Below are 19,521 nucleotides of genomic sequence, written 5' to 3'. Positions count from 1 at the left end.
ATTCGTACCAGAAAGCAGGATAGCAATAACCGTTGGGTATACTTCTAATTTATGTATATATACAAAGAATTTGAGGAAATTGTGGGGAAACTTAAAAAATGGCAACTCCACTAACTTGGCTGACAAAGCATAACTAGGACGCGTGATGCGTCAGGCGCGATCGCGTACCAGCCCAGCATAATTTTCATCTTGTTGCTCACTCCTAAGTCGCCAATATTTAAGCTTTTTGAGAATTTAATCCAGAAAGCTGATTTTTGAGAAGTTATAACGATGATTGCACGCTAATACATCGTTTTCATATCCCGCGATAACACTTATATCTAGCTTTCTTGCTTAGATAATTTCAGTATTGATACGGTTACTGAGTTAATTATAGCAATGTCATGATCGACTCAACTTAACGAGGAGTGGTATTTGTTGCAATCAAAACAGAGTAGGAACTGTGGTTTGCTTCACGCTCTGAATTGCGAGTGAAAATAAACGCATATTTTGACATAGTTACATGATTAATATTATTGAATAATTTAAATGATAAACGATATTTAAATGCTTAGGATTTTAGTAAGCCATTCCAGTTAAGTATTCAATTTATGGCAACTGGTAGTACACAAAAATGTAGCGAGAATTCAATATTATGCTTGCTGAAACAATCAATAATACCGATTTTGTCAGTAAACTGGCAATATTAAAGCAAGAAAGATTTAGTGGAAAATTAATACTCAAAGACATTCAAGGTCAAGAGTGGAATATTTACCTATTTCTAGGGCGGATTTTATATGCTACAGGTGGTAATCATCCTGTCAAGCGGTGGCGAAGAAATCTACTGACTTACTGCCCCCAAATTGATGTAAATGCCCTCAAGTTTCCAGAAAATACTGACAATAGTAGTGGTGAGATCTCTTGGGAATATCTTTTGTTGTATTCGGCAGTCGAACAACAACAAACAACGCGCGATCAAGCAGCCAAAATTATTACTTCAATTGTTGCCGAAGTGTTATTTGATATCACTCAAGCAACAAATATTACAGGTAAAGTAAAGCCAGATAATCTCTCGGTTCCGCAACTCGTATTGCTCGAACCAGGACAAGCAATTGCCGAAGCCCAAAACGCGTGGCAAAACTGGCAAAAAGCAAAACTCGCAGATCGTTCGCCCAACCGCGCCCCGATCATTCGCGAACCCGAACAGTTACAACAGCAAGTCTCACCAGCAGTCTTTCAAAACTTGACAAAATTACTAGACGGACAGCGATCGCTACGCGATATTGCAGCGGGAATGAAACGTGATGTGATGGAAGTCACTTCTTCACTTCTACCTTATATTCAATCAGGCTTAATTGAATTTGTAGATATTCCTGATGCGGCACCACCAATTTCCCCACCTGCTACCGTCGCATCACAACCAACTATCGCTTCCTCAAAAGCTTTAATCGCCTGCGTCGATGATAGTCCGTTAGTTTGTCAAAGTTTAGAAAAGATCTTAACAACCGCAGGCTATCAATTTATCTCTATTCAAGACTCGTTACGCGCGATCGCAACATTACTAACTCGCAAACCAGAGTTAATTTTTTTAGATTTAGTCATGCCAAATACAAATGGCTATGAAATTTGCAGTCAATTACGCAAAGTGTCTGTGTTTCGCGATACGCCAATTATTATTCTCACTGGTAATGATGGCATTATTGATCGCGTTCGAGCCAAACTTGTTGGTGCCACAGATTTCTTAAGTAAACCAGTGGATGCCCAAACGTTACTAGAAGTAACACAAACGCACCTCAACAAAACTCCACAGGTGTAATTTTGTTGCTTTGAGATTTACCTGACAACACCCTCGTGTCAGGCAGCTTAGCGCTGCTTTTAGCACAACGATAAACACAACTAGTTATTATTTCTGAGGTTAAACGATGAGTACAGTTTTAGTTGTTGATGACTCGATTACTGAGATCGAAATTATCAGTAGCTGTCTGCGTCGTAGCGGCTTAAATGTCATCACAGCGTGCGATGGTGGCGATGCGATGAACAAACTCAGCAGTCAAAAACCAGATGCGATTATTTTAGATGTCGTGCTACCCGATAAAAGTGGTTTTGAACTTTGCCGCGATCTGAAAGCCGAAGCAAGCACCAGTAAAATTCCTGTCGTGATCTGCTCAACCAAAGGCAGTGATATGGATAAATTCTGGGGTAAAAAGCAAGGTGCAGACGCGTATCTATCTAAACCTGTCGATCAAGAAGAACTCGTACGTACTGTTAAACAACTAATTCAAAGTTAAGGCAATAATGATCGCCTCGCCAGGAGATGAGCCATGATATCGGAGTTTTTGACAAGAGGCACGACACCTAGCATTGCAACTGAACAAACCACAGGTGTCACTCAACAGTTTTTGCGAGTACACCTCGTTCCTGATACAACAGCTATGCTGGCAGTGAATCAGATAACCGAAGTGCTAACGATCCCGATCGCTCAAGTTGTCCCGATTCCCCATATGCCAGTTTGGGTGTTAGGTGTTTATAACTGGCGGGGTGAAATTTTGTGGATTGTCGATTTAGGACATTTGTTAGGGCTGACTCCATTGTCGCAACAAACGACCTATTATTCAATTTATACCGCTGTCGTTATTCGTAATGCCCAGTCAGAGAAATTTACCCCAGGAAATCAAAATACCGGTGAAAAGATGCTGGGATTGTTGGTTAATCGTGTAGAAGATCTCGAATCCTGTAACCCAGATATTATTCAATCTCCTCCACAATCAGCAGTTAAACCTGAATTAGTTCCTTTTCTGCGTGGTTATTGGCTCAAACCAACAGGTGAAATCACAGTGGTGCTTGACGGCAACTCAATTATTGCGGGAATGGCTCAAAACTAAATTTTTCATACATGGTCTTTTTACTAAATTTAGCTCAATTTGTGCATAATTTTTGTTTTCGCTAATTGTTATTTGCCAACAGCAATGCGCAATTAGTCATTCGCGTGCTTGCCGTATAAGCAAGCGACTAAAACATACATCACATCAAGCCTTTGTTTCCAGGTTTTGATGTCAATAACTATATTTTTTATTAGTTTTTACCTATGGTTCCCTCTTCTGAACCCCATACAAATACATCTACAACTGATGCTCCGAATTCCTCTGAGCAAGGTACAGTGGTAATTCATAACCAGTTACCGCAAACCGAATGGGTTACGCCTCAACAAGATACAGATACGATCGCGGAATTATCACCGCCAGTAGACCCCAACGAAACCAAACAGCGCAAGTCCAAGGGAATTAGCTTACGGTATAAAGCAACCGCACTGGCAATCGCAATAGGAACTTTACCTGTCCTAGCAATTGGGGCGACTGCATATCGGTTTGCGCGCCAAGCATTTGTCAAACAGGTGATTCAAGGGCAAGTTGAAAAAACATCTCTCATCGCCAATAAAGCAAATGGCTTTATGCTAGAGCGTTATGGAGATTTACAAACGTTATCAAGTTTGGCAATTTTTACCGATCCGCAGTTGCGATCGCAAACAACGCTGGAACAAAAGCAAGAAATTCTTGATGGTTACATCAAAAATTACAAAGCATACGACAGTATTGCTGTACTCGATCTTGAGGGAAATATCTTATTTCAATCGCAAGGTGCTGCGCTACCAAATCAGGGCGATCAATTGTATTTTCAGTTCGTTAAGAAAAACGCAAAATCCTATATTGACCTTCCCACAAAGTCGCCAACATCTGAAGAACTCGTTATTCATGCTGCGGCACCCATTCGCGATCGCACTACAAGTGAAATGATTGCGATTTTGCGTACGCGGATGCCTGTCAAGCAACTTGCAAACTTTCTTTTAACTGAAGGTGTCGAAGATGAATATCATATCCTTGACGCGGCAGGAGAAGTCTTTATTGCAACTGGTGAAGAGTATCGACTTGGTAGAGAATTTTTCGAGCACTTCCCTGGGTTGGCAAAACCTCTCATCACTAGAAAATCTGGCTCTGAAATTGTGACAGATATAAAAGATAACAAGGAAGAAATCGCTGCGTATACTCCCACGCAATCGCTTGAAGGACTACCGGATTTGTACTGGCAAATTGTTCTTCTCAAAGATACCTCGATCGCTTTTGCACCTCTTCAACGCTTAGAAACAACACTCATACTAGGAACTGGATTAACCGCGCTGCTGGTTGGTTTACTGGCTGCATACCTTGCTAACCGTGCAACTAAACCAATTTTAACCGCAGCCGATACTGTAGAACGACTTGGAGAAGGAGAACTTGACAGTCGGATTCCTGTTAAAGGCAATGACGAACTTGCCACTCTAGGCAGTAACATCAACTCAATGGCAGCCCGATTACAGCAATTACTAGATACTCAAGCCGCTGAAGCCGAACGTATAAAACAAGTAAAAGATATTACAGTTAAGCTAGTTCAATATACACAAATACAAGACATTTTTGAGTCTGCTGTTATGGAGGCTCGTCAAGCCCTCAAGGTTGATAGAGTTGTTGTTTATACGTTTGATGAGCGATGGCAAGGTACAGTGGTTGCGGAATCAGTTGTCGCCGGATTTCCGCAAGCCTTGGGTGTAGCTATCAACGACCCCTGCTTTGCGGATAAATATGTAGAACGCTATCAGCAAGGTCGGATACAAGCTACAGATAATATTTACACAGCAGGTCTTACTGAGTGTCATATTAACCAACTCGAACAGTTTGCAGTCAAAGCAAATTTAGTTGCTCCTATACTGCAAGACGGTCAGCTTTTAGGCTTATTGATTGCGCATCAGTGTTCTGTACCGCGATCGTGGCAGCAATCGGAAATTGATTTATTCTCCCAAGTTGCATCGCAAGTCGGCTTTGCTTTAGACCGTGCTAAGTTGCTAGAACAGCAACAAACTGCTAAAGAACAGCTACAACAACGCGCGCTAGAGCTACTGCAAGAAGTTGACCCTGTCAGTCGTGGCGATCTCACAATCCGCGCCAAAGTGACTGCGGATGAGATTGGCACAGTTGCTGACTCTTACAACGCTACTATCAATAGCTTACGGCAGATCGTTGCTACAGTACAAAATGCAGCGGCGCAGGTAGCTAATACAACGTCAAGTAATGAAGTTGCTGTCGCTGAGCTATCAACGGAAGCATTGCGGCAAGCAGAAGAAATTGCGCTGGCACTCGAAAAAGTTCGCCAGATGTCATTATCAATTCAAGCTGTTGCCGAAAGTGCCGCCCAAGCCGAAGCAGCAGTACAACAAGCGAATGAAACCGTACTTGCAGGCGATCGCGCAATGAACCGCACGGTGGATGGTATTGAGGCGATTCGCGAAACTGTGGCAGAAACATCCGCTAAAGTACGACAACTGGGTGAATCTTCACAAAAGATTTCCAAGGTTGTGAGTTTGATTAGTTCCTTTGCCGAACAAACAAGCTTGCTATCACTCAATGCAGCGATTGAAGCGGCACGTGCTGGAGAAGAAGGACGTGGATTTGCTGTCGTTGCGGATGAAGTTGGTTCGCTCGCACGCCAATCGGCTGAAGCTACAGCAGAGATTGAAAAGCTTGTTGCAGAAATTCAAGCTGAAACAAATGCCCTAGTAGCTGCAATGGAAGCTGGAACCGAACGAGTTGTGACTGGAACTCGTTTAGTTGATGAAACGCGTCAAAGCCTTAACAAAATTACAGTTGTCAGTGCTCAAATTAGCTCTTTGGTACAAGCAATTAGCGAAGCATCGGTCATGCAGTCACAAGCATCTGAGGAAGTTACAAAAACAATGTCAGATGTAGCAGCGATCGCTGATCGCACTTCTAATGAAGCAACGCAAGTATCTGCCGCCTTTAAGCAACTACTAGCAGTCGCCGACGAAATGCAAACGAGTGTTGGTCAATTTAAAGTTAATTAGGGAATCAGGGCAAGTGGCTAGTTATTTTTTCGAGCCTCCCCCAATTCCTGCACTCTAATTTCTATATTTATTTATAACTATGTTAGAGCATCGCCTTGAAGAATCTGTAAATAATAGTAGAACTAGTGATTCGGCGTCTAGCAGCTTAGACTCTGAAGCACTAGAAGTAGACTTAAGAACGTCAAAACCAACTTCTCCCCAACCATTGCAGCCCAAGTCTAAAAACGCCTTTTCGTGGCTGCGTCGTGGTTGGGATAACCTCACTTTTAGAACTAAGCTGACGCTACTTTTAGTTGGTAGTGCGGCAATACCTGTACTTGTGGTGACGCAAGGTTTGATTTCTCTAAATCGCGATCGCGCTTTAGAAGATTTGAAACAAACTTTGCAGCAACAAGGACAAATTTTTGCAAATGAGTATGTTCTTTGGACGCAAGTAGATACAGAAGCGCAAGCAGAAAATCTAGCTAAAATCTTACAAGCAACCGAAATTGACCTCAATAATCCAGCGCAAGTAGCAGCGCGTCGGGAATTTATAGAAGATTACTTAGTTATTAACAAGAATAAGGAAAATCCTGAGTTAACTAAAAATTTTAAAATTATTACCGATGCGCAAGGTAGAACAGTAGCACAAAATATTTTTGTAATTGATGAAAATTTTACAAATCCACCACTTTTACCTGCCTCAAATCAAGAACTACAATTACCCAAATATCGTCAGCTTTCTTTACCTACAGGCATTTCTCTCACTGATATTCCGATTGTCCAAAATGCGCTGAAAACAGGACAACCTCTTGCCGGTATAGAACTAGTTAAAAGTCAATCTCTGCAAAAGCTAGGCTTAGATAAACAAGCGAATATTGGGTTACGGCAACAACCTAATCGAAACTTGCCCGAAGAAAAAACGCCATTTCCTGAAGGAAAGTATGAAATTGATGGTGGAAAGGCTGGTTTACTGAGTATGGCTGTTCACCCCATCAAAGCAAATAATCGAGTTGTTGGCTCGGTTGTTATTGGTACTTTACTTAATCGCAACTATGGTTTAGTCGATAAGTTTTCGCAAAACTATAACGTGCCTACAGCAACAGTATTTGCTAAAGATTGGAGGGTCGTCACCAACGTTCCTTATACAGATAATAAAACACGAGCGATTGGTACGCGAGTTGCGCGTGGGGTAGCAGAAAAAGTCCTCGACCAAGGCGAAGAATTTATTGGGGAAACAAGTATTATTGGCAGGCAGTATCTTGCATTTTATACACCGCTTTACGACCATCAGCAAATTCTTAATCCTCAACAAGCAAAGCCTGTAGGAATTGCTTATGTTGGCGAATCTTTCTTAGACGCAGAAAACCAGTTGGCAAACCAACAACTAATTGCCTACAGCATTGGAGGTGGTATCCTTTTCATCGTTGGTTTGATTTCGATTCCGATCGCGAATTCGTTTGCGCGTCCGATGCGGAAGTTGTCGAGGTTTGCACAGCAGGTAGCATCAGGTGAAGCGGGATTTGATTTAGATGCAGATAGCGATCGCCAAGATGAACTCGGCGTCCTTTCACGCGAAATGAATATCATGGCGCAAAACATCGCCGCCAACTTAGAAGCCCGTCGTCAAGAAGCTGAACGCGCCAGAATCCTAAAAGATATCACGATTCGCCTCAGTCAAGCGCTTGGTACGCAAAATACATTAGATACCGCAGTAAAAGAAATTCGTTTGGCACTCAAAGCGGACCGCGTTGTTGTATACAGCTTCGATGAACAATGGCAAGGTACGGTAACTGCTGAATGTGTTGCTGATGGTTTTCCGCAAGCTTTGGGGGCTAACATTGCCGATCCTTGCTTTGCGGATCGCTATGTGGATAAGTATCGTCGGGGGCGCGTTCAAGCGACAGAAAATATCTATACAGCAGGCTTAACTGAGTGTCACATCCAGCAACTCGAACAATTTGCGGTTAAGGCAAACTTGGTCGCATCAATTATCACCAACGGGAAGTTAATTGCTTTATTAATTGCACATCAATGTTCCGCACCGCGTGCTTGGCAACAAGTCGAGATTGATTTATTCTCGCAGTTAGCAACTCAAGTCGGATTTGCGTTAGACCGCGTTAATCTTCTAGAACAGCAGAAAGCCGCAAAAGAACAGCTACAACGCCGTGCGTTAGAGCTATTGATAGAAGTCGATCCGCTCACGCAGGGGGATTTGACGATTCGGGCAAGTGTGACTGAGGATGAAATTGGGACGATCGCCGACTCATACAACGCAACGATCTCCAGCCTCCGCCAAATCGTTACGCAGGTACAAGAAGCAGCGCAGCAAGTTGCGATAACAACGACGACAAAAGAAAGTTCGGTTGCTGAACTCTCACAAGAAGCATCGCGCCAAGCCGCAGAAATTACGAGTGCCCTAGCACGAATTCAGCAAATGGCAAACTCGATTCGCGCGGTTGCGGCGAGTGCGGAACAAGCAGAAGCGGCGGTACAACAAGCAAGCCAGACCGTAGCTGAAGGCGACACCGCGATGAACCGCACCGTTGATGGAATTTTAGCGATTCGCGAGACTGTAGCACAGACGTCTAAAAAAGTCAAGCGACTGGGTGAATCTTCGCAAAAGATTTCTAAAGTCGTCAACCTGATTAGTACATTCGCAGATCAAACAAACTTACTCGCGCTCAACGCCGCAATTGAAGCCGCGAATGCTGGCGAACAAGGACGGGGTTTTGCTGTCGTCGCCGAACGCGTCCGCGCCCTCGCCCGCCAATCTACTGAAGCAACCGCAGAAATTGAAAAGCTGGTGACAGACATTCAAACCGAAACAAATGAAGTCGTCGCAGCAATGGAAGCTGGTACAGAACAAGTCGTCGCAGGTACGCGGCTTGTTGATGAAACGCGTCACAGCCTCAACAAAATTTCTGATGTCAGCAACCAAATTAATGAACTCGTCAAAGCGATCGCAACAGTTACAGTCGAGCAAAGCCAAGCCTCCGCCGAAGTCACGCAAACCATGTCGGATGTTGCGGCGATCGCTAATAAAACTCTAACTGAAGCAACGCAAGTCGCGGAATCTTTCAAAGAACTCTTAGCCGTTGCACAAAAACTCCAAGCTAACGCTAGTCAATTCAAAGTGAATTAAAGAGGCTTCGATCCAATGACTCAAATTTCTCCCAAGCTTACCACTCACGATCAAGCGCAAAACGCCATACATTTGCCTCCTGCACACAATAGCAACAAATCAACACCGCCACCACCAAAACCACATTCGCGTCGCGTCAGTTTGCGGGCTAAAGCAACTGCCTTGGCGATCGCGCTGAGTACGCTACCAGTGATCGCGGTAGGTGCAACGGCTTATTACTTTGCTAATCGTTCCATTACTCAGCAAATTATTCGTCAGCAGCAGTCTACTGCAATTGACCTTGAAGACAGATTAGAGTTATTTGTCCAAAGTCGCTTTTTAGATGTACAAGCGATGGCTAATCTCGATGTCTTCGCCAATCCACAGACACGTTCGATTACGACTCGCCAGGCAAAAGATACAACTCTCAATAACTTAGTTACAGCATACAACGGAATTTACGACAGCATTGCAGTCTTTGATCTCAATGGTGATGTTATAGCGCAATCTAAAGGTAAACCGATTAACAATCATCGTAATTCAGTGTATTTTCAGGAAGCACTGAAAACGGGTCGCGCTTATCTGAGCGAACCAAAAATTGCTGACAATTCATCTAGTGTAGTTCGTACTTTCACAATAGCTGCCCCAATTAAAGATACTGCAACAGGAGAAAATATTGGTGTTATTCGCGCCAGAATGCCGCTAGCTGCTAATAAATTGCTTGATGTTGATAACCGGCGTCAGGAGCAGTTTTACGTGGTAAATTCGGCTGGTCAAATTTTCTTAACATCAAACGAAGAAGCTACAGGAAAATCTTTTGAGCAGCAATTTCCCAAGTTATTTAATCTAGTCCAAGCAGGTAATTCTCTCGATATTGCATCAACTATTGAAAATCAATCAACAGCAAATAAATTAGTTTCTTATGCAGCTGCTGAAGAATTACAAGAATTACATAATCTGAACTGGGGAGTAATCGTTAGTACTCCTAGCAAAATTGTATTTTTACCTCAACGGCAATTACTACTAACTTTCTTACTAGGAACAGGTTTAACAACATTGCTCGTAGGTGTTCTAGCAGCTTATCTTACCAACCGTGCAGTCAAACCAATCTTAAAAGCTAGTGATGCTGTTACTCAAATTAAAGAAGGCAAGCTCGATACTCGTGTTGTCGTCTCCGGCGAAGACGAATTGGCGATGCTGGGTAATAACATTAACAGCATGGCAGCAAGACTGCAACAATTGCTCGACAACCAAGCAGCAGAGGCAGAACGTACTCGGATTGTTAAAGATATTACTTTACGCTTAGGGCAATTTCCTCAAATACAAGACATTCTTAACACTGCTGTCCAAGAAATTCGTGCAGAACTCCAAGCCGATCGCGTAGTTGTGTATGCTTTCAATGACAAATGGCAAGGTACTGTTATTGCTGAATCAGTTGCTGAAGGTTTTCCGCAAGCTTTAAATGCAGATATAGACGATCCTTGTTTTGCCGAAAAGTACGTCGAACGGTATCGTCAAGGTCGAGTACAAGCGACAGCCAATATTTATACAGCAGGGCTTGGTGAGTGCTATCTCAAACAACTCGAACAGTTTGCAGTTAAAGCCAACTTAGTTGCTCCAATTATTCAGGACGGTCAGCTTTTAGCTTTGTTGATTGCGCACCAATGCTCTGCACCACGGAATTGGCAACAAGGTGAAATTGATTTATTCTCGCAGCTAGCAGCACAAGTCGGCTTTGCACTCGACCGCGCAAAGCTCTTAGAACAGCAAATCAAAGAGAAAGAAAAACTGCAAAAACGCGCACTTGAACTGTTAATGGAAGTCGATCCGCTGAACAAAGGGGATCTGACGATTCGCGCGAATGTTACTGAAGATGAAATCGGAACGATCGCCGACTCATACAATGCAACGATTTCCAGTTTGCGACAAATCGTCAATAAAGTTAAAGTTGCAGCAGAACAGGTGACAGCAACGACTAACTATAGCGAAAGTTCAGTACAAGTTTTATCGCAAGAAGCCGTAAGACAAGCCGAAGAAATTAGCGCCGCACTAAACCAGTTACAAGCGATGGATGACTCGATTCGGGCTGTGGCACAAAGTGCAAAACAAGCTGAAGTCGCAGTCCATAAGGCAACCGAGACTGTAGCTGCTGGTGATGCGGCGATGAACCGCACTGTTGATGGTATTGAAGCGATTCGCGCTACAGTTACAGCCACTGCAGAAAAAGTAAGGCAACTTGGAGAATCTTCACAGAAAATTTCTAAAGTCGTCAACTTGATTGGCAGATTTGCGGCACAAACGAACTTACTCGCGCTGAAAGCTTCAATTGAAGCTGCGCGGGCAGGAGAAGAAGGGCGCGGATTTGCGGTACTCGCGGATGAAGTACGCATCTTAGCAAGTCAATCTGCACAAGCTACCGGAGAAATTGAAAAGCTGGTTCTAGATATTCAAGCAGAAACAAATGCGGTCGTCGCGGCCATGGAAGCAGGAACCGAACAAGTCTCTAAAGGTACTATGCTTGTAGACGAAACGCGTCAACATCTTACCCAAATTACGGCTATTAGTGAAGAAATTGGCAACTTAGTGCAAGCAATTAGCGAAGCATCGCTTGTGCAATCGCACGCTGCGCACGCAGTGACACAAACGATGAATGATGTTGCCGCGATCGCTAATCATACTTCGGGTGAAGCGACTCAAGTATCGACTGCATTCCAGCAACTATTGACAGTCGCCGATCAACTACAAACTAGCGTAGGGCAATTTAAAGTCAATTAAGTTTAGAGGCTAGTGGTTAGTGATTAATAGCTAGTGACTAGTAGAAGTTTATCCTAGTTGCCTCTTTTGATCTCTAATCTCGCAATCACTATTTTTATTTCTTGATATTTAAATCTTTATAAATATGGCAATTGATTCTGATATCCGCGACCAAGCTTATCAGTTTTTTATCCAAGAAGCACCTGAACTACTACAGGCAATTGAAACAGATTTATTGACCTTAAGAGAAGACCGCAATACTGCTAAAATTCATAATATGATGCGTGCCGCACACTCTATCAAGGGTGGGGCTGCAAGTGTGGGATTGGATGTCATTAAAACTTTGGCGCATAGCCTCGAAGATATTTTTAAAGGTCTGCATAATCCCGAATTAGAAATTGATGCTGATGTCGAAAGCTTGTTACTTCAAGCATACGACTGTCTGCGTTTACCACTTATTGAGCAACTCAATACAGGACAATTTGATGCAGAGGAGGCTATGGCAAGTGCTGAACCAGTATTTGCACAAATTGAAGCAAAAATCGGAGAATATCTCAAAGGTTCGACAGAAATTCCAAGTTCAGTAGAATTGGGTGTTGATATTGCGGCATCAATTTTTGAAGTAGACGTAGCACAAGGCATCGATCGTTTAGCACAAGTTTTAGCTCAATCACAAGATCGAGCAAACATCGAAGGCGAAGTACGGGCGCAGGCAGAAGTTTTTGCAGGTATCGCCGAACTTCTTAATCTACCTGGATTTGGGAAAATCGCCTCGACAACCCTCGCTGCACTCGATGCGCATCCATACGCCGCGATTCAAATCGCCCAAACCGCGCTAGCCGATTTTCAGGCAGCACGCTTAGCAGTTCTTGCAGGCGATCGCGCGCAAGGTGGAACTCCATCAGATGCTTTAACCCAACTTCTTAAGCAACCTACGAAGGATACTGTAGAACCAGTACAACCATCACTCTTTGAACCCAGCAATGATCTTCCTGTCGCAGGCTTGATGCTTGATAATTTGTTTGGTGGAACGACTGTAGAACCCACAATTGCATCGCCCACAAATCAAGTTGAGGTAGTTGAACAAAAATCTATACAACAAGTCGCACCCGAATTAGTGGCTCCAGCGGCAAGTTTGGATGATGTTTTTGGTAGCTTTGGAGAAGCAGCGACTATTATTTGTGATACCAATTCAGCCGCAACGGTAGAGCAATCAACTTCTAAACCAGCAGATATTACCGAGATATTTGCCGACGCAGCAACTGATGTATCAATACCAGTAGCAACACCAACGGTATCGCAAAAAGCTAACGCTGCTAAGACAACGAAACTATCTGCATCGCCAAAACCCGAACTCAGCACAAATCCTGGGACTACGACTCAGCTTTCGGTACGAGTTGACTTAGACCGACTCGAACGCATGAACAACTTAGTCGGTGAGTTAGCGATTAATCGTAACAGTCTTTCGCTGCAAAACGAACAACTACAAGCAACGATTCAAGAACTCTTACGCCGCTTTACTAAGTTCCAAACAATGGCACGGCAATTACGCGATCTGTCTGATTTAATGGTCGTTGCACCTGAGCATAATGCCAGGGGTCGCACTGCAAGTCATGGCGTTACGTTACCTGCAAAAGAACGCTCAGAGAACCTAGTTACCGCTTCTAGTGCTACTACACTACTTCCCTCGTTGGCATCTTTTGATTCATTAGAGATGGATAGTTACGGCGAGGTTTACTCGTTGTTGCAAGCTACGTTAGAAGACATGGTGCAACTCGAAGAAACTGTAGGTGACGTTGTGCTTCTCGCGGGACAATCGAGCGAAACAATTGAAGGACAGCGCCAAATGCTCGCACACTTGCGCGATGAGTTGATGTGGGCAAGAATGCTACCTTTAGGTGAGGTACTCAACCGCTTTCCTCGGATGTTACGCGACTTGTCGCGATCGTATGATAAACCCGTTGAGTTAAAACTGAGTGGAACTGGAGTTTTAGTCGATAAGGCAGTATTAGAAAAGCTTTACGATCCTTTGTTGCACTTAGTACGTAACGCGTTTGATCATGGAATTGAACCTTCAGATGTCCGTTTAGAGCAAGGTAAATCGGCTCAAGGCAAAATTGAAATTCGTGCTTACCACCAGGGAAACCAAACGATTATTGAAGTTCGGGATGATGGTCGAGGCTTAAATTTAGAGCGGATTCGTGCTAAGGCATTAGAAATGGGCTTGTTGTCTCCAGAGCAAGTCAATACAGCATCATCTGCACGCTTGTTAGATTTAATTTTTGAACCTGGGTTTTCTACCGCCAAGCAAGTTAGTGAGTTATCAGGTAGGGGTGTCGGACTTGATGTTGTCCGCGCGCAATTGCGATCGCTTAAAGGTAACGTCACAGTAACTTCTGAGCCTGGAAAGGGTAGCGTATTTAGTTTGCGGATTCCGCTGACACTGACAATTGCAAAGTTACTTGTTTGTTTTGTCGGTACGAATGCTTATGCTTTGCCTTCAGACAGTATCGCAGAGATTTTAATTCCTGAAGCTAACCAAGTCAAAAACTCAAGCGGGTATCGCTTTTTGCACTGGCAAGACCGTATTATTCCGATCTATCGTCTAGCTGAAGTGATTAGATATAGCTGTCCGCTACCTCAAACGGTGCCTAACCTTAACTTAGAAGCCGTTCCCACGCCAGAAGATTGGGCATCTCCAATGTTGTTGTTGGAGCAAGAAAATAATCTTATTGCCGTCGAAGTTGACCGTTTAGTGACTGAGCAAGAGTTGGTTATTAAACCTTTTGGTAAGGCGATCACACCGCCAAATTACATCTACGGCTGTACAATTTTAGGTAATGGCAGTCTCATTCCAGTGATCGATGGTGCAGAAATGCTAGCATCTTTTACTGGAACTAAAACAGAGTTTTCCCTAACCACATTTAATTCAGAGCTTGATTTACCTATCGCTGCTGCTAGTGATAGTACTTCTATAACTCCTATTAAAAGAGATACAACTACGACGGTTCTAGTTGTTGATGATTCAATTACCCTTCGCCAAACATTGGCACTCACACTTCAAAAAGTGGGTTATCGCGTTTTGCAAGCACGCGATGGACGCGAGGCGATTGAACAATTGCAACAATCAGCGGTTCAACTTGTAGTATGTGACGTGGAAATGCCGAATATGAACGGTTTTGAGTTTCTTAGCCATCGTCGTCAAGATCCACAACTTGTCCGTATTCCTGTTGTAATGTTAACGTCACGCAGCAGTGATAAACATCGACAGTTAGCAAAGCATTTAGGCGCAACTAATTACTTTACCAAACCTTATATTGAGCAAGAATTTATGACAGCAATTAAAGAAGTTATTCAACAAAATACAGCAACAATAGTATCGACTGTTTAGCTAATTTAAGTAGGCAGGCATCATTATATATGATATGTATTTATGTTTGGTAATGGGTAATGGGAACTTAATTTATATTCTTACCAATTACCAATGACCAATTTTTCACTTACTTAATTATCAGAGTTTTTCTAAAGGTTAAAACAAGTAATTTGAAATGAAAAACGCATTCATTAATTCAAGACTTTATAGCTTAAAGCATTCGCACAGCCAAAGTACTGTTAAATCACAAAAAATAGTTGTGTTTAGCATGGGTAATATTCACTTAGCATTACCCAGTGATGCTGTATATAAAGTAACAAATCAAATACCCGTTTACGGTACAGGGTTTAATGGTGTGGGGTTAGCGCATCTTGGCGATCGCCAAATTACAATTGTTGAACTACATCGACGCTTCTTTACCGCTAAAGGCAAATACTTAATCATTGCTGAGAGCAAAGCAGGAGAACTTTATGGTATCCCTGTTGCATCCGTGCCAACGTTGATGGATATACCGTTATCGAGAATTCAAGTTTTGCCAGACTCGTATCGTCATGCCGATTTACTGGCGATCGCAACTCATGTTTGTCATATTCCGCAAGCAGACACGCTCTTGACAGTATTCCTACTTGATGTCGAGCAATTACTGCCATCTTCTTAAATCAAGTATAATTACGTAGAAAGGAATATAAAAATGAAAGCTCCGCTACCTAGTAACGAAGAAGCTAGGCTGAAAGCCCTATACGAGTACAAAATTCTTGATACCGCTCCCGAACAAGCATTTGATGACTTGACTCGCTTAGCTTCGCAAATTTGTGAAACTCCGATTGCCGCAGTCAGTCTCGTCGATTCTGACCGACAATGGTTCAAATCAAAAGTAGGTTTAGATGCCTCAGAAACCTCACGAGAGGTTGCATTTTGTGCGCATACGATTCTCCAATCTGATTTGTTTGTTGTTCCAGATGCTCAGCAAGATATGCGCTTCTCGAATAATCCCCTGGTAACATCAAGTCCCCAGATTCGGTTTTACGCTGGCGCACCGCTCATCACTTCAGAAGACGTTGCGGTTGGTAGTTTGTGTGCGATCGACTATAAGCCTCGCAATTTAACACCAGAACAACAAGAAGCGCTCGAAATTTTGGGTCGTCAAGTAGTTACACAACTCAATCTCCGCCGTAACGTAGCTATGTTAGAAGAAGCGCTACGACAACGCGAAGAAACGGAAAAAGCGCTAAGAGCGAGTGAAGAACAATATCGTAGTTTGCTCGATCTTTCCTCGGAAACGATCGCTGTCCACATTGAGGGAAAAATTGAATATATCAATGCTGCGGGGGCTAGGCTTTTGAGTGCAGTTACTCCAGAAAAACTGATTGGCAAACGGTTTTTAGATTTCGTCCATCCCGATTCGAGAAAAGCTGTCGAATCACGACAAAATCAAGCAGTTGCTATCAACCAAGAAAAATTAATTCGGCTTGATGGTCAAGTTGTTGATGTGGAAATGACAGAAGTACCGATTATTCATTTAGGCAAACCCGCAACGCAGGTAATGATTAGAGATATTACTGTACTCAAGCAGATGAAAGAGGCAATGTTGCGTGCGACAGTGGCTGAACTTGTCAAACAAGAACTGGAAAAAGAAATTACTGAGCGCAGACAGCTAGAAGAAAGCATGAAAGAGTAATTGAAATTTCGCTTTTTATGCGATCGCCCAAAAGTGGGTTACGGTCTTCTGCACTCGGCAAAGGTTGCAAATGTTGATGATAATTAAGATACAGCAACCCAAAACAAGTTATGAGTGCAACCACAATTACTGACAATCCATTACTAATCGGTAAAGGTCTTCCTCCATTTGAGCAAATCAAGCCTGATTGTGTTGTGCCAGCAATGACACAGCTACTAGGCGAGTTGGAAACCGAACTGGCGACATTAGAAGCGAATGTCAGTCCCACTTGGAGTGGTTTAGTTGAGCCACTAGAGCGCATTACAGAGCGTTTGCGCTGGAGTTGGGGTATTGTTGGGCATTTAATGGGTGTCAAAAATAGTCCTGAACTGCGCGAAGCCTACGAAACGGTACAGCCGAAAGTTGTGGAATTTTATAACAAGCTCAATCAAAGTAAACCACTGTATGAGGCGTTTAAAGCTTTACGGCAAAGCGATCGCTGGGATAGCTTAGATACTGCACAACAGCGAATTGTGGAAGCCGCGATTCGAGACGCTGAACTTTCTGGCGTGGGATTAGAAGGAGAGAAGCGATCGCGCTTTAACGAAATTCAACTTGAACTTGCCGAACTTTCAACCAAGTTTTCTAATCACGTTTTAGACGCAACAAAAGCTTTTAGCTTGACACTCACAGAACAAGACGAAGTTGATGGTTTACCTCCGAGTTTAAAAAGTTTAGCAGCACAAGCTGCACGGGCTGCTGGTGAAGAAAATGCGACACCCGAAGTAGGTCCCTGGCAGATTACTTTGGACTTTCCGAGTTTTGGTCCTTTTATGCAGCACAGTACTCGCCGCGATTTACGCGAGAAACTGTATAAAGCTTTCATTAGTCGCGCATCATCAGGCGATTTAGATAACTCACCGCTGATTGAACGAATTTTGCAATTACGTCAAGAAGAGGCTAAATTACTTGGCTTTAATAGTTATGCAGAGTTAAGCTTAGCGAGCAAAATGGCTCCGAGCATTGAAGCAGTAGAAAACCTCTTAGAAGAATTGCGGAGTGCAAGCTATGATGCAGCAATGCAAGAATTTGAAGAACTAAAAGCATTTGCTGCGGCTAAAGGTGCTGATAGTGAATTGAAACACTGGGATATTAGCTATTGGGCAGAACGCCAACGCGAAGAAAAGTTTAACTTTACAGCGGAAGAATTGCGTCCTTATTTCCCGTTACCCCAAGTTTTAGACGGGCTATTTGGTTTAGTTGAGCGAGTTTTTGGTGTCACAGTGACTGCTGCGGATGGTCAAGCACCGGTATGGCATCCTGATGTGAGATATTTCCAGATTGCGGATGAAACTGGGGCGATCGCATATTTCTATCTCGATCCCTACAGCCGTCCCGCAGAAAAGCGCGGTGGGGCTTGGATGGATGATTGCATCGGTCGTGCTAAAATGACTGAAGCAGGAACAACTTCAACGCGCAAACCCGTAGCTTATCTTGTCTGCAACCAAACACCTCCTGTCGATGACAAGCCAAGCCTAATGACTTTCAACGAAGTGGAAACTTTATTCCACGAATTTGGGCACGGCTTGCAGCATATGTTAACGAAAGTCGATTATGCTGGGGCAGCAGGAATCAATAATGTTGAGTGGGATGCGGTCGAATTGCCGAGCCAGTTTATGGAAAACTGGTGCTATCATCGCGATACTTTGTTAGGAATAGCAAAGCATTACGAAACCGGTGAAACTTTGCCTGAGCATTATTATCAAAAGCTAGTCGCTGCACGTAACTACATGAGTGGTAGCGCGATGTTACGGCAATTGCACTTTAGCTTAGTTGATCTCGAATTACACCACCGCTATCAACCTAGTGGTAGTGAAACTGCTAACGACATTCGTAATCGAATTGCTAAAAATACTACTGTGTTGCCACCGTTACCAGAAGATGCCTTTTTGTGTTCGTTTGGTCATATCTTTGCGGGTGGGTATGCAGCAGGTTATTACAGCTACAAGTGGGCAGAAGTTCTCAGTGCGGATGCTTTCGCCGCTTTTGAAGAGTCGGGGTTGGAACCTGAGCAAATCGCTGCCACAGGTAAGCGCTTCCGCGATACAGTACTCGCGTTAGGTGGTAGTAAACACCCGATGGAAGTCTTTCAATCTTTCCGAGGACGCGAACCAAGTACTGAACCTCTACTGAGACACAGTGGCTTAACTAAAGCTGCTTAGTGGTTAACTATAAATTAATTGCAACCAAGCGGTAGCACTTGAGTGTACCGCTTTTTTAGTTGCGAACAATATCACAATAAATATTAAGTCGTCGATATGCGAAAAAGTCATGTCTAACCCGCAGCAATCTGATCTTACTGTCGAAGCAGCGCAGGCACTTTTGAAGGACTTCAACTGTATTGGTGGTAAATTGGTAACTTCTGAAGCTGAAAAAATACTAATTCGTCAGGCTGTGTTGGTTGTCAGTCGTTTTTCTGATTACCAAATCTTGGGGATTTGTGCTGATACAGCAACACAAGGTATAGCAGCCTTGGCAAATTATACAAAAGCCTTAGGCTATCAGCCTAAGCTTGATTTAACTGCGGTTGATGGTGCTGTTTACATTAAATTTAATCCAGTGACCAGTTTGTGTTATCTCAATCCTTATTCTGGTGAACATCGAGGTGTTCTGGTGTCATGTCATTCTCCAGATTCAGGAACCATTAACGAGATTTACGGGCATCTGCCGCTAGATTTATTTGACTAGGGTTTTTAGGGATTTCA

General features: G+C 43.3%; 11 protein-coding genes. All 11 read left to right on the top strand.

From position 1 onward, the window contains the following. Positions 1-634 precede the first annotated feature (634 nt). The 11 genes from NIES1031_RS02730 to NIES1031_RS02680 all read left to right on the top strand — a co-directional run bounded on the left by NIES1031_RS02730 (position 635) and on the right by NIES1031_RS02680 (position 19,504). Positions 635-1,795, top strand: a complete 1,161-nt coding sequence (locus tag NIES1031_RS02730) for a response regulator (RefSeq protein WP_073547987.1) — start codon at positions 635-637, stop codon at positions 1,793-1,795. A gap of 106 nt (positions 1,796-1,901) precedes the next feature. Continuing rightward, positions 1,902-2,267, top strand: a complete 366-nt coding sequence (locus NIES1031_RS02725) for a response regulator transcription factor (RefSeq protein ID WP_073547986.1) — start codon at positions 1,902-1,904, stop codon at positions 2,265-2,267. A gap of 33 nt (positions 2,268-2,300) precedes the next feature. Next, a complete protein-coding gene (locus NIES1031_RS02720) occupies positions 2,301-2,861 on the top strand; it encodes a chemotaxis protein CheW (protein WP_073547985.1) in 561 nt (186 codons plus the stop codon). A 203-nt stretch (positions 2,862-3,064) separates the two neighbouring features. Continuing rightward, complete coding sequence (locus NIES1031_RS02715) at positions 3,065-5,869, top strand: methyl-accepting chemotaxis protein (RefSeq protein ID WP_073547984.1); 2,805 nt, start codon at positions 3,065-3,067, stop codon at positions 5,867-5,869. Between the two features lie 79 nt (positions 5,870-5,948). After that, positions 5,949-8,993, top strand: a complete 3,045-nt coding sequence (locus NIES1031_RS02710) for a methyl-accepting chemotaxis protein (protein ID WP_073547983.1) — start codon at positions 5,949-5,951, stop codon at positions 8,991-8,993. A 15-nt stretch (positions 8,994-9,008) separates the two neighbouring features. Next, positions 9,009-11,747 (top strand): methyl-accepting chemotaxis protein, encoded by a 2,739-nt coding sequence (locus NIES1031_RS02705; protein ID WP_073547982.1) that lies wholly within the window; start codon positions 9,009-9,011, stop codon positions 11,745-11,747. Positions 11,748-11,871: 124 nt separating this feature from the next. Further along, complete coding sequence (locus NIES1031_RS02700; RefSeq protein WP_073547981.1) at positions 11,872-15,117, top strand: hybrid sensor histidine kinase/response regulator; 3,246 nt, start codon at positions 11,872-11,874, stop codon at positions 15,115-15,117. Between the two features lie 157 nt (positions 15,118-15,274). After that, positions 15,275-15,757, top strand: a complete 483-nt coding sequence (locus tag NIES1031_RS02695; protein WP_073547980.1) for a chemotaxis protein CheW — start codon at positions 15,275-15,277, stop codon at positions 15,755-15,757. 33 nt (positions 15,758-15,790) lie between these two features. After that, a complete protein-coding gene (locus NIES1031_RS02690; RefSeq protein WP_073547979.1) occupies positions 15,791-16,777 on the top strand; it encodes a GAF domain-containing protein in 987 nt (328 codons plus the stop codon). Between the two features lie 110 nt (positions 16,778-16,887). Next, positions 16,888-18,978 (top strand): M3 family metallopeptidase, encoded by a 2,091-nt coding sequence (locus tag NIES1031_RS02685; protein ID WP_073547978.1) that lies wholly within the window; start codon positions 16,888-16,890, stop codon positions 18,976-18,978. Between the two features lie 109 nt (positions 18,979-19,087). Further along, entirely contained in the window at positions 19,088-19,504 is a 417-nt protein-coding gene (locus NIES1031_RS02680; RefSeq protein ID WP_073547977.1) for a DUF1824 family protein, read from the top strand. Positions 19,505-19,521 lie beyond the last annotated feature (17 nt).

This window comes from Chroogloeocystis siderophila 5.2 s.c.1 (genome assembly GCF_001904655.1).
Taxonomy (GTDB): Bacteria; Cyanobacteriota; Cyanobacteriia; order Cyanobacteriales; family Chroococcidiopsidaceae; genus Chroogloeocystis; species Chroogloeocystis siderophila.
The sequence above is the reverse complement of the archived record's forward strand: the minus strand, read 5'-3'. Positions and strand labels throughout refer to the sequence as shown.

What these genes read in the sequence shown, in the direction of transcription:
- NIES1031_RS02705 (WP_073547982.1), top strand. Translation starts at nt 9,009, where the DNA reads ATGACTCAAATTTCTCCCAAGCTTACCACTCACGATCAAGCGCAAAAC.
- NIES1031_RS02710 (WP_073547983.1), top strand. Translation starts at nt 5,949, where the DNA reads ATGTTAGAGCATCGCCTTGAAGAATCTGTAAATAATAGTAGAACTAGT.
- NIES1031_RS02680 (WP_073547977.1), top strand. Translation starts at nt 19,088, where the DNA reads ATGTCTAACCCGCAGCAATCTGATCTTACTGTCGAAGCAGCGCAGGCA.
- NIES1031_RS02695 (WP_073547980.1), top strand. Translation starts at nt 15,275, where the DNA reads ATGAAAAACGCATTCATTAATTCAAGACTTTATAGCTTAAAGCATTCG.
- NIES1031_RS02700 (WP_073547981.1), top strand. Translation starts at nt 11,872, where the DNA reads ATGGCAATTGATTCTGATATCCGCGACCAAGCTTATCAGTTTTTTATC.
- NIES1031_RS02730 (WP_073547987.1), top strand. Translation starts at nt 635, where the DNA reads ATGCTTGCTGAAACAATCAATAATACCGATTTTGTCAGTAAACTGGCA.
- NIES1031_RS02720 (WP_073547985.1), top strand. Translation starts at nt 2,301, where the DNA reads ATGATATCGGAGTTTTTGACAAGAGGCACGACACCTAGCATTGCAACT.
- NIES1031_RS02725 (WP_073547986.1), top strand. Translation starts at nt 1,902, where the DNA reads ATGAGTACAGTTTTAGTTGTTGATGACTCGATTACTGAGATCGAAATT.
- NIES1031_RS02690 (WP_073547979.1), top strand. Translation starts at nt 15,791, where the DNA reads ATGAAAGCTCCGCTACCTAGTAACGAAGAAGCTAGGCTGAAAGCCCTA.
- NIES1031_RS02685 (WP_073547978.1), top strand. Translation starts at nt 16,888, where the DNA reads ATGAGTGCAACCACAATTACTGACAATCCATTACTAATCGGTAAAGGT.
- NIES1031_RS02715 (WP_073547984.1), top strand. Translation starts at nt 3,065, where the DNA reads ATGGTTCCCTCTTCTGAACCCCATACAAATACATCTACAACTGATGCT.